This is a genomic window from Butyrivibrio sp. X503 (genome assembly GCF_003625475.1).
In the GTDB taxonomy this organism is placed as follows: Bacteria; Bacillota; Clostridia; order Lachnospirales; family Lachnospiraceae; genus Butyrivibrio.
Genome location: NZ_RAIQ01000001.1, coordinates 235,582 through 249,708 on the forward strand (window position 1 = coordinate 235,582; position 14,127 = coordinate 249,708).

A 14,127-nucleotide genomic window follows, 5' to 3' on the forward strand; every position below is an offset into this window, starting at 1 on the left:
TTACTCACTCTTTTTTTGATAAAGAAAATACGTCGTATTCGTATCATGTGTGACGAAATCTTCTTGAAGTACAAGCTCATAATCATCAACCGCTTCGGCAGGCCTATCGATAGACAAAACAAAATCAGCCTGTCCGCTACGGGTATAACTCTTTTGCCATTCGATAACTTCTTCTATATTGAGCGTCTGCGTCTGATAATAATAGCAAATGGGCATTGTGTTCGTAACTGTATACAGTCCCGCATCGAATCCGTATTCATTCATTATTCCGGGATTCTCGATTCCGCTCTCAAGCACATAATCCCTAAACTTGAACAACCAGATATCATCCTTTTTAAGCTTCATCGCCGGAACGTTTGGTGATATGAAATACGCATATACTCCGGTTATGAGAAGCGCCAAGAAAATCGAAACAAAACCAAACGTACTTGCAAGATCTCCAAATTCTTCTCTTGATAAGTACTTGTATAGGCCCTCTATAACATATCCCACGGCCACCGAGCAAAATACCGCAAAGGCATTTATCGGGAACGGATAATATGTTATGCTGACGCCGCCGATAAAGATCACAAGTATCAAAAACAACATCAGCATCGCTATATTGACGTACTCTATAATCTTAAGCGGAAGCAGCACAATATCTCTTTTTACAAGTTTATATCTGTCCTCACGAATGAGGTATGAAATAAGCGCCACCGTAAAGTATAACGCACCTACAAAAATAGTCAAATACACGAACTTATTATCGAAAAAGTGATCGGTCATTATATCCCAGATCTTGTACAATCTCTGCCCGATCGTCATGCTTTTTGAATACTCAAATACATTCTTGTAAATGTAAACGCGGTACCAATCGTCAATCGCAGAGTTAACTCCAAAGTATACAATCCCGGGGATAAAAGTAATCGCCATTCCAAGAAGGAATACAAAGCAGCTTATAATAGCCTTTTTAAGAGCTCTTACGCCGCTTCCTATTATGTCTCCGAAGAACACCATCGCCATCCATGCAAAGAAAAATCCAAGTGAATTAAACTTGATATGGAAGACACATCCGGCAAGCACACCACCCAATAACACAGTCCTGTACGGCATTGTATCGGGATAGGTCTCTCTGAAATGTCGCAGTGATAAATACAATCCCCAAACAATAAACGGGAAAAGAAATTCCTCTGCGCTTCCTCCCCAGTAAAAGCATTTGGCCGTATAAATGCTTAGTGCCGTAAAAGGCATCATAAAATACGGAACCACATCAGATCTTAGATAGAGTTGGATAATGCGAAGCAATCCTACGCATACAAAAGTCGCCGCGATCACTTCAAAAATATATACTCCCAAAAAAGTTGTCGAAGATATCAGCGAAGCCAAACCATAGATCGTATACAGGAAAATACCTTTCTGATCAAAGAGATTCTTGTATGGCACATACCCTCTGAACATGCATTTTCCCATCGTAAAATAGCTGTTGGCGTCATCCCAAAGATTAAACGCATACAAAAATGATGACTTGGAGCATATAGTTATAACGACAAATGCGGTCACAAATCCCACGATCCATGCCGTAAATCTGTCGCTCCTATCATCGAGTCTGTCGTATTTATTTAAGTTTATGTAAGAAAAAACGTCCACTTAGCACCTTCAATCCGCACGCTGCAAACGGCAAGTAATAAATATAGTATCTCATTGCATAGCGGGAAGAACCTTCCCAGAATTCGTGAAATACTATGCCTCCGAAAATAAGCAGAAGCATAAGCATCTCGGAATCGGTAACACTTTTTTTTCTAAAAATACTTAAAAGATATATCAAAACGCCAAGATAACACAAAGTCATAAAGACGTTCATGATCCACTTTAAAACTTCGGAGCCTCTTCCGTAAACAAGGCTTGTTCCGAGCGCCGACGTATCATGATGGCGACTTACAAGATCGAGATTGTGAGTTGATATACACACCGGATCTGCCCACTGTGTAAGGTATTTCCTTACAAAAAACTTCCCGCCGTGAAGAGGTCTTTTTACAAATCCCGAAAGCGTCTCTTTAATGTTTTCTATCGCTGCGGCCTTGGTTTTGTCGGTATCATAATTGTTCTCGCCAAAAACATGATAGTTATATCCGTTGTACCAGCCATCCTCAAGATCGCTCTCCTGAAGCCCCATGGCAATATGCGATGCTGAAGGACTTCCTTTTGGAATCTCGGATAGTCCCGTAAGCCGGCAATAATGAACGTTTACGGCTGTGTCGATTAAAAGCATGCCAACGAGCATGAAAGCTGCGATAACGATCCTTCGTATCAGACTATGGCTGATAATCCTTGAACCCACCGTCTTTTCAGGTGCTTTTTCTTCCGAATTTTTCACCGATTCTTTCTTTCGAATCTCACTCATAAACAACATCATAATAAGAGCTATAAGCGTGATCTTACAGTTAGTTTTCAGCATTATGGAAAAAGAAATAAACACACCGGACAAGAGCCCGTATCTAAACTTCTTTCTTTTCATAAACAAGATCAATGCATACAGAGCTGCCGTCTGCGGTGCCATGCTGAGTATGTCGCCGTAAATATAAGTGACATAGTTATAAAAGAACAATGCTCCGCATGACAGAAGTGCCGCCATGCCGCAAATATCCTTATCTTCAAAGCATTCCCACGTAATCTTGTATATCAGCCATATCGTGATGACTATGGAAACAAGCTGCAAAAGATCCCAGGCAAGATAGTTGCCCACGCCGAACACGTTGGTTACCAGCTCTCCAAACAACACATATCCAAGCTGGAAAGGCCAGATAAAAAGATATCCGCCCGTTGTTGTAAGTTCGCTGTAATCACCTGAAACAAAGCTGATTATAATATCATCCAGCGTTTTTGAATCATTAACGGGTAGCGGTCTAATTGCAAATATCAGCATAAAACAATACGCCGCAACAAATATCAGACCTGCCGTCATCCACTTTTTATAATGACCAAACACATTCTTTTTTTGCAAAAGAATAAAGATTACAAGTACAGCAGCAAGTGATATCAAAAGAAGCGGGATGTTCTCTTTTTGGTAATGCGGCCAGTCTACCTGAATCTCTCCGTCGACGTCATAATATACGGTCGTAAGAATGCTGCAGCCAAGCGTGAGCGCCGCCGCTATGATCATGCAAATAACTATTATTTTGTAAAAGGCATTCTTAAGCTTCACCTTTAGAAATACCTCCATTTAGTAGCCTTACAAAATCGATCGCCGTGTAGATATACGCCGCAACATAAAATATCGAAACAAATTTCATGTCAAAAATTTCCGAGCGAAACAGCGTGATACTGTATGTTGCAACCGAACACAGATTGGCTGTTATCGCCGAGATCATAAGCTTCTTTCTGCAAATTATCGCATATGGTGTGAGCAAAAGAAGCATCGCGTAATCATATCTTTCGTGCATTCCCGGAAGGATCATGAGACATGTCCATGAAACAAATATCGCCAGATAGAGAACCGTGTTTCTGTCAAGCTTATCTCTGTGCTTGTAGATAAAAAGAGCAATCGCCGCGAGAATCACCATAAGTGTTAGCACCGCGGGAATAGTTAAGATTTCATCATACGGATCAAGTCCCCAGTTGTATATATTGGGAAAATATGAGACCATTCCGTAGCCTTCCGACTGAAGTTCTCCGGTCTGGCCAAGGTAAGCAAAATAAGTTGCTCTGAGCCCGTGGCCCGCGAGTACTTCAGGCAGTCCTGCGATCAAATAAACAACGGGAATCCACAAAAACTCAAAGATACCGAAAGTCTTCTTTGCTTTGGAATCTTTTTTTGTCTCATCAGTGTCAAAAGAATTGTAACCGTCCGTCAGATACAAGATGACGAATAACGGTAAAAAGACAATACTCTGAAGCTTAAACGCAAATGATACCGCATACCAAATAACAGACGCTCTGTATCTTTTCCTCAAAAGCTCGTATATCGATATTATCAAAAAACAGGTGTAAACCGCATCAACCTGCTTCCAAAGTGCTCCGTTAAACACAACAAAAGGGAGAAAGAGAGTGGCTGCTCCGACCATGATCGAAGGCTGCTTCTTCCCCGATAAAAGAAAGAATATCTTATAGATAAAAAATGCCGAAACAAGCTCACACACAAAGGGTATCATAGAAAGCGGAACCCACGGAGCTACGGGGAGAAGCGAACACAACGCATATATCACGTTGAAAGGCACATAATAATCTCCGGGTGCATGCGCCAGTCCCTGTATTATTCCGTTAGCTCTGTAAAATTCAACCCACTCTCTGTAATACGAATCATAATCGGGTGAAAGCTCTGTATTTGGTGCCAGCTTAAGTCTTATAACAAAGGCTGCAATGATAAAAAGCCCCAGCACTATCTCAAACAGATATTTATCTATAAGTTTTCTTTTCATATTCCTCCCATCCGACGCCGAATATCATTTATATTTGGCATTATTCGGGAAAATCGTATTTGATCTTGTCCTCTACACTTATGTCCTTACCAACCTGAACTTCATTGAGAACAAGTCTTGTCTTTGCAATAACTGTATGCTTCTGTCCCGCCTTTAAGGTAACCACATCTCCGGGTTTAATTTCTGTCTTAACTCCGTCAACGATAGCGGTTCCCTCACCTATCATTACAGTCCACACTTCGTCTCGAAGTTCATGGCTATGATAGTGAAGTCTGTGACCGGGCAATAGCTCGACTCTGATAACAAGAGCTCCTTCCTGAACATCCGTAACAGTAAAACTTCCCCAGGACTTCTCAGCGTATCTGATATGCTGTGTAAGCTTTTCAACGTAAGGTTTGATATAGCTTGACTGCGTCTTTTCGGAAACAAGTATTCCGTCGTTTGAAGCCGCAACTATCATATCCTTAAGTCCCATTGCAATGATCGGAATATTGAGTTCGTTGATGATATTGCTGTTTACACAAGCATCATCCATATCGACCTTACCGATCGCATTTTCATGCATCTCTTCAGCAAATGTATTCCATGAGCCGATATCTTTCCACTCACCTGAATATCTAACAACGCCGATTGACTTCTCATTTTCTCCGACAGCATAGTCAAAGCTTATCTTCTTGCAATCGCCGTAATTGTCATAAAGATCTTTATAGTTCTTGAAATCAATAAGCTCATGAGCTCTGTTTAATATATACGATAGCTTAAATGCAAATACTCCGCAGTTCCAAAGCGCACCGCCTTCTATGTACTTCTGTGCCGTAGCAACATCGGGCTTTTCTTTAAATGCCGATACTTTGCTGATATGATCTTTAGTCTCAGGCTGAATATAACCATATTTCTCACTGGGATATGTCGGAACAACACCCATGAGATTCAAGTTGTAATCGCCTGAAGCAACCATCTTACCAAGATCCTTGAAGCACTCAAAATAGCCAAGCTCAACATATGGATCAACCGGGCAGATGATAACTGGCTCATCTTCGCCTACATTTAATTCATCTTTAAGATAAGATGCAGCAAGTGCAATAGCCGGAAATGTATCTCTTCTCATAGGCTCGACACAAACCGAAACCTTGTCTCCAAGCTGATTGTGAATTGCAGAAACCTGTGTCTTACTTGTAGCAATTGTAATATTCGCATTCGGATCTACCGTCTTGATCTGACGATAAACACGCTGAACCATCGATTCAAGATCATCCTTGGAATCGGAACCATCGGGATGAAACATCTTTATAAACTGTTTGGATCTGACGTCATTGGATAAGGGCCAAAGCCTCTTTCCGCTTCCGCCTGAAAGTAAAACTATATTCATTATCTGTACCTGTTAACCTTATATATTTATAGATTTGTGAGAATAATATAAATTATCACTCAAAAGAATTTACGCAATCAATAACGCGCTGCTGCTCTTCCAAAGTCATGCCCGTATATATCGGAAGCGATATAACTTCCTTGGCGTACTCTTCCGTGATGGGAAAAGAGCCTTCGGGAAGATTTAAATACTCATACGCCTGAGCTCTGTGAGGAGGAATAGGATAATGGATGATCGTCATGATTCCGTTTTCCTCAAGATAAGCTTTGAACCTGTCTCTCTCCGCAGCCTTATCTTCTCCGCTTTCTATCTTTACTCTAAGCACATACTGATGCCATACGCTTGTAGCACCCTCTGCAACAAGTGGCTTAATAACCTTGGGATTATTTATTCCCTTATCATAAACAGCAGCAAGCTGCTCTCTTTCTTTGGTTATGTCTTCCATGTGAGTCAGCTTAACCCTAAGAAGTCCCGCCTGCATCTCATCAAGTCTTGAGTTCGCTCCGACAACCATGTTGTAATAACGTTTCTCGCTTCCATAGTTACGATAGATCTTGACCAATCTTGCAAGCTCGGGATCGTTAGTTGTAATAGCGCCCGCATCTCCGAAAGCGCCCATGTTTTTGGAAGGATAGAATGAGAAGCATCCGATGTCTCCAAAGCTTCCGGTCATCTTTCCGTTAAAGCATGCTCCGTGAGACTGCGCACAGTCCTCTACAAGCTTTAAGTTATGTTTTTTGCAGATAGCCGTGATCTTATCCATCTCAGCTGCCTGTCCGTATAAATGAACGACCAAAATAGCCTTTGTTTTATCCGTGATCTTCTCTTCGATCTTGTCCGCATCTATCTGATAGTATTCGTTGGGCTCAACAAATACAGGAGTTGCGTCATTGATGGTAATACCCATTACGCTGGCAATGTAAGTATTCCCCTGAACGATAACTTCATCTCCCTTGCCGATTCCAAGCACTCTGAAAGCCAGCCAAAGAGCGTCCAATCCGTTTGCTACGCCGACGGAATAATCCGTTCCGACATATTTTGCAAACTCATTTTCAAAGTTCTCTACTTCTTTTCCGAGAATATACCATCCGGATCTCAGAACTTCGAGAGCCTTTTCTTCATATTCTTTCTGATATCTTTGAAAGCCGCGGTCCATGCGACCCTGCATTATCTTTTCCATAATTGCCTTTCTTGATTCTTTTGACAAATACTGTTATCACTCTTTGTCTTTTTCTTTATCCGAATCATCGGAACGATGAATTTCATCAATGATGAACGGAGGACGATTACGTGACTCTTCAAGAGTACGCCAGATGTATTCTCCGAGCATTGAGAGCATTAAGAATAAAACTCCAAAGCCAAAGAACAATACCGTCATCTCCGATGCATAGCCAAGGATAGGAGTCTGCTTGGTAACTTTTTCCGTGATCACATAAATAATACCTATAAGTGATAACAATGCAAATACCGTTCCCATCGTTGCCATACATCTGATTGGGAAATATGAGAAGCTCATCATTGAATCAATTACGAGCTTTATTTTCTTTCCGAGTGTCCAGCGAGATTTTCCGATCTCTCTGTCTTTTCTGTGGAAGTAGATCTTCTCAGTCTTAAATCCAACCCACATAACCTGAAGTGTAAGCGATGAGTTCTTTTCATCCATCATCTGAAGGACCTTGATGACCTGCCTGTCTATAAGGTAGCAGTCGCAGCCGCCCTGAGGCATATCTTTATTTATAGTCTTTCTTACAAGCCAATAATAGCAGCCTGCAAAGAATTTCTTTACGGGATTCTCGTCTCTTTCTCCTCTGATAGCGAGAACGACCTTATTTCCGCGCTTCCAGCTCTCGTACATCTCAAGAATAAGTGTTGAATCTTCCTGAAGATCTGCCTGCTTGGTAACCGCACAATCACCTGTGCATACCGAAAGACCTGCAAGGAGCGCCGCATGCTCGCCAAAATTTCTTGAAAGCTTGGTAGCTACAACGTTTTTGTCCCGCGCAGCGATCTTGTTTATGATCTCCCAGGAGTTATCGCCGGAACCGTCATCAACAAATACGATCTCGTAATCGCCGATCTTTCCGAGAACCTTTTCTTTCAGATCATCATATAAAAGCTCCAGTGTATCTGAGTTGTAATAAACCGGAATAACAATAGAAAGTTTACTCATAATTTCTTTTACCCATTTATTTCCTTTATAAATTCATCGTAGTCACGAATATATTCGCTCTCGATGTAATGCTCGCTTGCAAGGCACAGAAGAACCGAATCGGGTGAAAAATCATACATTTCCTTCCAGACCATGGGACCTAAATAAAGTCCCATTCTGGGCTTATCGAGAACAACAACTTCTCTCTTCTTGCCGTCATCAATAAGAACTTTGCTGCTGCCGCTCACGTTTATAAGCACAAACTTGGTATATCTGTTAGCGTGAAGTCCTCTCTTGATATCTCTCTCAGAGCCGTAAATATAGAAAACTCTTCTGATATCAAAAGGTATATCAAAGCCCGAGCCTTCCGCAACAACAAGGTTACCCTTATCATCGCCGAATTCCTTAAATTCAAGAACTTTGTAATTCTCGTCAAAATCACTCTTCATGTTTTATCCTCTCAATTACGATTTCATCTTTGTTGTAATAATTCGCCATCGATCCGTTGATCCAATAATCATCAAATTCGGGATCTGTTATGTCCTTATAAAAGAGCATATCCGGAGCATCCGTATACTCCTTCAATACCGCTGTCTTTACAGAAGGATCTTTTAATGCCTTAAGTCTTTCTGCATTCTCGGCCTTGTATCTTGCGGCGTTACCGCTTGCCAGCTCATATAGCGCACTGGTTGCCGTATAATAATGCGGATTGGGCATCACGCAAAGCGCAGAGCCATATATAAGAACCGCAAAAAGAACAAGAATTGCAGAAGAAGCTTCACATGAAAAAGAATCGCTTTTGGAAGTTTCTTTTGCTGCAGAAAAAATCTTATCTTCAAACAGTCCTCTGATCCATGCCGTGATATAAAATACGGATAGTCCCGCAAAAAATACAAACTCCATCCAGGCAAGAACAATAAGGCGACCTTCGTCAAAGTTGGATACCGCATAATAAGCAGGTGTCATATTAGACGAAACCATGCCATATGCAAACACAATAAATATCAATGGATGACGAAGCCTATGCTTAAGTCCTCCCGCAAGCTTCCAAAAAATAGGCACAAGAAGCAGTAAAACTACAAGAGTCTCCCATCTGGCCATCTCATCTATAATAACATTAAACGTTCCGTACAATGAAAGCAAAACGGCTTTTACAGGTGAGTTACCTATGGTCTCTGCGCTTCTTATCTTAATTCCCGGCGCTGTGACACTGAATCCAAAGCCTATCAGATTGATCACGGCAGGAATCCATATCAGCTTGACGTATTTCTTTCCGACTTCTCCAAGACCTTCTATTCCTATCTTGGAAAACTTATTCATAACACAGATAAACAATATCAAAAAAGAAATGATGGCAAGCTCAAGTGCCGTCAGATAGTTGGCGCCTCCCATGGGGAATGCCCAGATACAAGCCCAGATAAGCTTTCTTTTGCAGGCTTTCTTATCCTCGTCATAAAGGATTCTTAAAAGAAGCCCCACCCAAAAGAACGCCATTCCGAAAGTGAAAACGTAATTAACCGCTCCGCTCCACCAATAGAAGCCCTGAGCTCTTGCGCCACTTGCCTTAAGGAAATGGATCATCATAATAAGCGTTGTCATGGAAACAACATTGGTAAGATGCTTATCAAGCTTAAGCGCTCTGACAAAGAGTGCATTGAAAAAATAACACACTCCGAATGTAAGCATTGAGATAATTATAAAAGGAACAAGAAAATACAACTGTTCACTAAACACCGCAGGACATAAGCAAGTAAGTAAGGCTGAGAAGAAATAGCCTTCATAGTTGTTATATATCCAATACGCCTTACCAAAAGCGGCTACTACCGCGCTAAAAAAATTCCCTGTCTCCACAAATGTAAGATGTGGTTGAAGTGCCATGGAAAAATCATCCGCTGAGGGGAAATCATAAAATCCCAATACCAGCACAGGTATAAGACTTAGCACGTATATAGCGATCATTACAATGCTAAGTGCCTTAAACGATATTCTCTTTTTTAAAAAAGGTAACTTGTAATCAAGCATTATTGGCATCAAACTCCTTAGCCGTAATATTCCTTGTACCACTTGGCAAAACTTCGAAGACCTTCCGTAAGAGACGTGGAAGGCTTAAATCCAAAATCATTTTCAAGTGCGGTCACATCCGCATAAGTGACTTCAACGTCTCCTGGCTGCATCGGAACAAGCTCCTTATGTGCCTCGAAGTCATAATCCGCAGGAAGTACTCCCGCAGAAATTAGTTCTTTTTGAAGTATATCTACAAAGTCCATAAGATTTACAGGATCGTTATTTCCGATGTTGTAAACCTTGTATTTAACGCCGTTCTCATTCTCATCGGGAGACTTCTGCATCACGTTTATGATGCCCTCGACGATATCGTCAACATAGGTGAAATCTCTTTTGCAATTACCGAAGTTAAAGATCTTGATCGTATCGCCCTTTACAAGCTTATCGGTGAAACCAAAGTAAGCCATATCCGGTCTTCCTGCCGGTCCGTAAACGGTAAAGAATCTAAGTCCCGTTGAAGGTATTCCGTAGAGCTTGGAATACGAATGCGCGAGAAGCTCGTTGGATTTCTTGGTCGCAGCGTATAGAGAAACCGGATTATCTACCTGATCCTCAACACTGTAAGGAATCTTCTTGTTGCTTCCGTATACACTCGAACTCGAAGCATACACAAGGTGAAGAACGCCGCTGTAATCGGATGTCTTCTTGTCGTAGGAATGTCTGCATGCTTCGAGAATATTGTAAAATCCAATGATGTTGGACTCGATATAAGCATCGGGATTATCTATCGAATATCTTACTCCCGCCTGAGCCGCAAGATTAACCACAACCTCAGGTTTAAACTCATCGAACACTTTGGTTATAAGTTCTTTGTCGGCGATACTTCCTTCAATCAGCTTGAATCTCTTCTCATCGCCCTTTGCGATCTCTGCAATCTTCTTAAGTCTGTCTTTCTTGATACCGACATCATAGTATTCGTTCATATTGTCGATTCCTACTATGCTTGCATCTGCGTATCTGCTTAAAACAGCCGTCACAAGATTGGCGCCGATAAATCCGGCTGCGCCTGTGATCAATATTCTTTTTCCTGTAAGATCTATGTTTTTAGTAAGCATTTATTTTGCGCCTTTTCCGAAAAGAACAACATAAAAAGTCTTTGCGATTATCATAAAATCTTCTGTAAGACTCCAGTTGTCAATGTATTTAAGATCAAGCTTAACGACATCATCAAAGTCTTCAATATCGCTTCTTCCGCTGATCTGCCAAAGTCCTGTAAGACCGGGAGTCATGGACAGCCTTCTTCTGTAATAGCCGTTATATCTTCTGAACTCTTCAACCGTTGGCGGTCTCGTTCCGACAAGACTCATATCGCCTTTTAAAATATTCAAAAACTGAGGAAACTCATCAAGACTTGTCTTTCGGATAAATGCTCCGACCTTGGTAATTCTCGGATCGTCATCCATCTTGAACATAAGCCCTTTCATCTCGTTCTGAGACTCAAGCTCCTTCTTGCGTTCCTCTGCATCAACGTACATTGATCTGAATTTGTAGATCTTAAAACGCCTTCCGTTCTTGCCTACTCTGATCTGTGAAAAGAAAACCGGACCGGGCGAATCAAGCTTGATCGCCGGAGCAAGGAACAGTGTGATGATTCCTGTTGCAACAAGTCCGATAAGGCCAAATAAAATATCAAAGCTGCGCTTAATATAAAGGCGCTTATAGCTTGTCCTGTTCATCGAATATGTGATCACGGAGTAATCCATGAAATCCGAGAAAGAAGACCTTGCTTTTCCCATTCCGGGAAGTTCAAGATTATAGTGTGTAGTTATTCCCATCTCTTCAAATCCGAGGATTATATCCTGCATATTCTTCTGAGGAATATTGGGAGTGTTGATAAATACTTCATCGAAAGGATCCGTCAAAAGTCTCGATGTAAGGTTCTCGATACCATTGTGAATGTGGATCCCGTCTATATACCACTCGCCCGTGGTCTGCATGTTGCCACCCTGAGTCTGTACATCACCGGTATTGGCATTGTCGGGAACTGAATCCGCAGCATAAGCTCTTACTATCTTATAACCGAGAAATTCCGCATTGGATGTGAGCTTTTTGATCGTGCCCTCCATAAGATTTCTCTCTGCGACAACCACGACTCTCACAGCGTTACTGTCACTTGATATTGCTTTTCTGAAAAAGATCTTGAATGCAATTCGCGCAAAATAGGTCAGAACAACATCAAACAATATAAAATAAAACCAGACAAGTCTCGCAATGTTCCACTTAAGCAGAAAAACAACAAAAACCGAAGCCACGATCATGACTCCGATGAATCTCACAACGTTTAAAAATTCTTTTGCATAGCCTCTGACACAAAAATCTCTGTTCCAGTCGGCAAAGAAATTGTAAACAACACAAAACAGAAGAAAAACAATGCATACCATGTAGTGTGCCGGTTTATCTTCGTCTAAGAGTTCTATCCTTTTATCTCCGCCAAATCTGATGATTGTCGCGATAACATAGGAAATTATGATACACATTATGTCTATAAGCCATAATATGTATGTTTGAAGTGTTTTATTATTATTACTCATAATCCGTATTATTATACCTTATTTTTGTTAAAGGTGAAAGGTCGGAGAACCGCGCAGAGAACAAGCATTGCCAGTATTCCGATCCAGACACCGACACTGATCACATTCTTATCGTATTCCATAACCGCAATATCTTTGCTGTACTTATACATCGGTGCATGCTCACCTCTGTATCCCACTACAATATCACCGTTTCCCTTAAGCTCTTTAACTTCACTCTCTGAAAGGTATTGCGCCTCCATGCCAAAGCTTACGCCATCTTCGCCTCGCTCCCTGTCACCATACAGAGCAGTCGGAGGAGTTGTTGCCAAAAGAAAGATAAGTGAAGCCGCAATTCCCGAAAGAACGGCGCCGGTAAGCGCTTTGGTAAAGCGTCTAAGATCAAATAAAGCTGCCGGTTCCACGATGTTCGCACTGCCATCACGGTCTTTGGTCACTTCCAATGCCTTGAGGTTATCCCCGTTCAGACACGCATACATCAGTTGTCCCATAAACAAATATGTAAAATTCTTAAATCCAAGATTATATAAAAGCGGCTCCCACATTCCAAGAAACAGCATAGCTAACATAACCGCAAGTTCTGCACGTTTATCTGCCTTGATAGCCCTATTGATAAACCATAAGCTCAAAGCCGCCATCACAATAAATGCGACAATTCCAAGTTGAAGGAAAAGATACATCTGCGCCATATCTATTCCGTATGTCTCATAGTTTGCCAATGGATTATTGAGCCTTATTCCAAACAAAGACAAGTGATTGTTGGTCCAAAAATATTTGGCCAGCATAAACCTTGAATTAAACACCGTTCTGTTTAAAAGCTCAAATATTTTCTCGGGAAGAACAAGCGGCAGGATTATCGAAACCACGCAGGTTACGGGAAATGCCGCATAGCATATTATCTTTTCAAATATTCCGATATTCTTTCTTATACAAAACCATATATTACATACAAGGAAGACAATGCATGCGAGAATTCCCGTCCTTGAGCCGGAATACATAAAAATATACAGGTTAAAGAAAAGCGCTGCTACAGAGATCAGATAGATACAAGATAGCTTTTTCTTTCTATCAATACTGCTCGCCATAACGGCCGTGGTCAAAAGATAAACGGCCATCATCGTAAGCATCAATACGTTCATGTGGAGTGTATTGGGATGAGCATAGCCAAAAGCATGTCTGAACATAAGTCCCGCGGCCGCTCTGTCCTGAGGATAATAAACTTCCGGGAGAATTCCGAACACTCCCAAAACAATCTTTCCGAGTATAAATACACCGGATACCACGGTGCCCGACATGATCGTCTTTTTTACTGAGACGCCCTTCATTCCAAACATCATCGTAAAGCAGACAATAAGTCCTTTTTCACCGGTAAAGCGATATACCAGGATGGCGAGTGCAAAAAATGCAGCCATAACACCATACTCTTTTAAAGTGTGTTCGGCCATCACAATTTTGCACGCAAAAAGAAAGAGTCCGAGAGCCAAGCAGATATTGTACATGGTCATTCCCTCGTACAATCCCGCAGCCCTCGCTCCTACCATAACAGCAAAATAGAGAAGGTATATGCCTTCTCCTATCTTGTCTTTGTTTGAAGTGATCTTCTTTATCAAATCATTCATA

The 14,127-nt window shown here is 41.4% G+C and carries 11 protein-coding genes; all 11 read right to left on the reverse strand.

Annotation, left to right across the window (positions count from 1 at the left end; genetic code table 11):
* The 11 genes from D6853_RS01020 to D6853_RS01070 are packed head-to-tail and all read right to left on the reverse strand — an operon-like array spanning position 1 to position 14,126.
* Positions 1–1,626 carry a hypothetical protein gene (locus tag D6853_RS01020; RefSeq protein WP_120655954.1) on the reverse strand — a complete coding sequence of 542 codons (1,626 nt, stop codon included), beginning with the start codon at positions 1,624–1,626 and terminating at the stop codon, positions 1–3.
* Positions 1,595–3,181 (reverse strand): glycosyltransferase family 39 protein, encoded by a 1,587-nt coding sequence (locus D6853_RS01025; RefSeq protein WP_158588630.1) that lies wholly within the window; start codon positions 3,179–3,181, stop codon positions 1,595–1,597. The genes D6853_RS01020 and D6853_RS01025 overlap by 32 nt, the downstream gene beginning before the upstream one ends.
* Entirely contained in the window at positions 3,171–4,394 is a 1,224-nt protein-coding gene (locus tag D6853_RS01030) for a hypothetical protein (RefSeq protein WP_120655956.1), read from the reverse strand. The genes D6853_RS01025 and D6853_RS01030 overlap by 11 nt, the downstream gene beginning before the upstream one ends.
* A gap of 40 nt (positions 4,395–4,434) precedes the next feature.
* Positions 4,435–5,763 carry a sugar phosphate nucleotidyltransferase gene (locus tag D6853_RS01035; protein ID WP_120655957.1) on the reverse strand — a complete coding sequence of 443 codons (1,329 nt, stop codon included), beginning with the start codon at positions 5,761–5,763 and terminating at the stop codon, positions 4,435–4,437.
* 55 nt (positions 5,764–5,818) lie between these two features.
* Positions 5,819–6,943: a DegT/DnrJ/EryC1/StrS family aminotransferase gene (locus D6853_RS01040; protein ID WP_120655958.1), complete on the reverse strand. Its 1,125-nt coding sequence runs from the start codon at positions 6,941–6,943 to the stop codon at positions 5,819–5,821.
* 36 nt (positions 6,944–6,979) lie between these two features.
* Positions 6,980–7,933, reverse strand: coding sequence for a glycosyltransferase (locus tag D6853_RS01045; RefSeq protein WP_120655959.1), 954 nt, complete (start codon positions 7,931–7,933; stop codon positions 6,980–6,982).
* Positions 7,934–7,941: 8 nt separating this feature from the next.
* Complete coding sequence (locus D6853_RS01050) at positions 7,942–8,361, reverse strand: sugar 3,4-ketoisomerase (RefSeq protein ID WP_120655960.1); 420 nt, start codon at positions 8,359–8,361, stop codon at positions 7,942–7,944.
* A complete protein-coding gene (locus tag D6853_RS01055; protein WP_120655961.1) occupies positions 8,351–9,934 on the reverse strand; it encodes a DUF6056 family protein in 1,584 nt (527 codons plus the stop codon). The genes D6853_RS01050 and D6853_RS01055 overlap by 11 nt, the downstream gene beginning before the upstream one ends.
* A 17-nt stretch (positions 9,935–9,951) precedes the next feature.
* Positions 9,952–11,031 (reverse strand): GDP-mannose 4,6-dehydratase, encoded by a 1,080-nt coding sequence (locus tag D6853_RS01060; protein WP_120655962.1) that lies wholly within the window; start codon positions 11,029–11,031, stop codon positions 9,952–9,954.
* Positions 11,032–12,507, reverse strand: a complete 1,476-nt coding sequence (locus tag D6853_RS01065) for a sugar transferase (RefSeq protein ID WP_120655963.1) — start codon at positions 12,505–12,507, stop codon at positions 11,032–11,034. It abuts the gene before it with no gap.
* Between the two features lie 11 nt (positions 12,508–12,518).
* Entirely contained in the window at positions 12,519–14,126 is a 1,608-nt protein-coding gene (locus D6853_RS01070) for an O-antigen ligase family protein (RefSeq protein WP_120655964.1), read from the reverse strand.
* Position 14,127: the final 1 nt, after the last annotated feature.

Excerpts from the sequence above, each read along its gene's own strand:
- D6853_RS01030 (WP_120655956.1), bottom strand. The coding sequence starts at position 4,394 with ATGAAAAGAAAACTTATAGATAAATATCTGTTTGAGATAGTGCTGGGG.
- D6853_RS01035 (WP_120655957.1), bottom strand. The coding sequence starts at position 5,763 with ATGAATATAGTTTTACTTTCAGGCGGAAGCGGAAAGAGGCTTTGGCCC.
- D6853_RS01040 (WP_120655958.1), bottom strand. The coding sequence starts at position 6,943 with ATGGAAAAGATAATGCAGGGTCGCATGGACCGCGGCTTTCAAAGATAT.
- D6853_RS01045 (WP_120655959.1), bottom strand. The coding sequence starts at position 7,933 with ATGAGTAAACTTTCTATTGTTATTCCGGTTTATTACAACTCAGATACA.
- D6853_RS01050 (WP_120655960.1), bottom strand. The coding sequence starts at position 8,361 with ATGAAGAGTGATTTTGACGAGAATTACAAAGTTCTTGAATTTAAGGAA.
- D6853_RS01055 (WP_120655961.1), bottom strand. The coding sequence starts at position 9,934 with ATGCTTGATTACAAGTTACCTTTTTTAAAAAAGAGAATATCGTTTAAG.
- D6853_RS01060 (WP_120655962.1), bottom strand. The coding sequence starts at position 11,031 with ATGCTTACTAAAAACATAGATCTTACAGGAAAAAGAATATTGATCACA.
- D6853_RS01065 (WP_120655963.1), bottom strand. The coding sequence starts at position 12,507 with ATGAGTAATAATAATAAAACACTTCAAACATACATATTATGGCTTATA.
- D6853_RS01070 (WP_120655964.1), bottom strand. The coding sequence starts at position 14,126 with ATGAATGATTTGATAAAGAAGATCACTTCAAACAAAGACAAGATAGGA.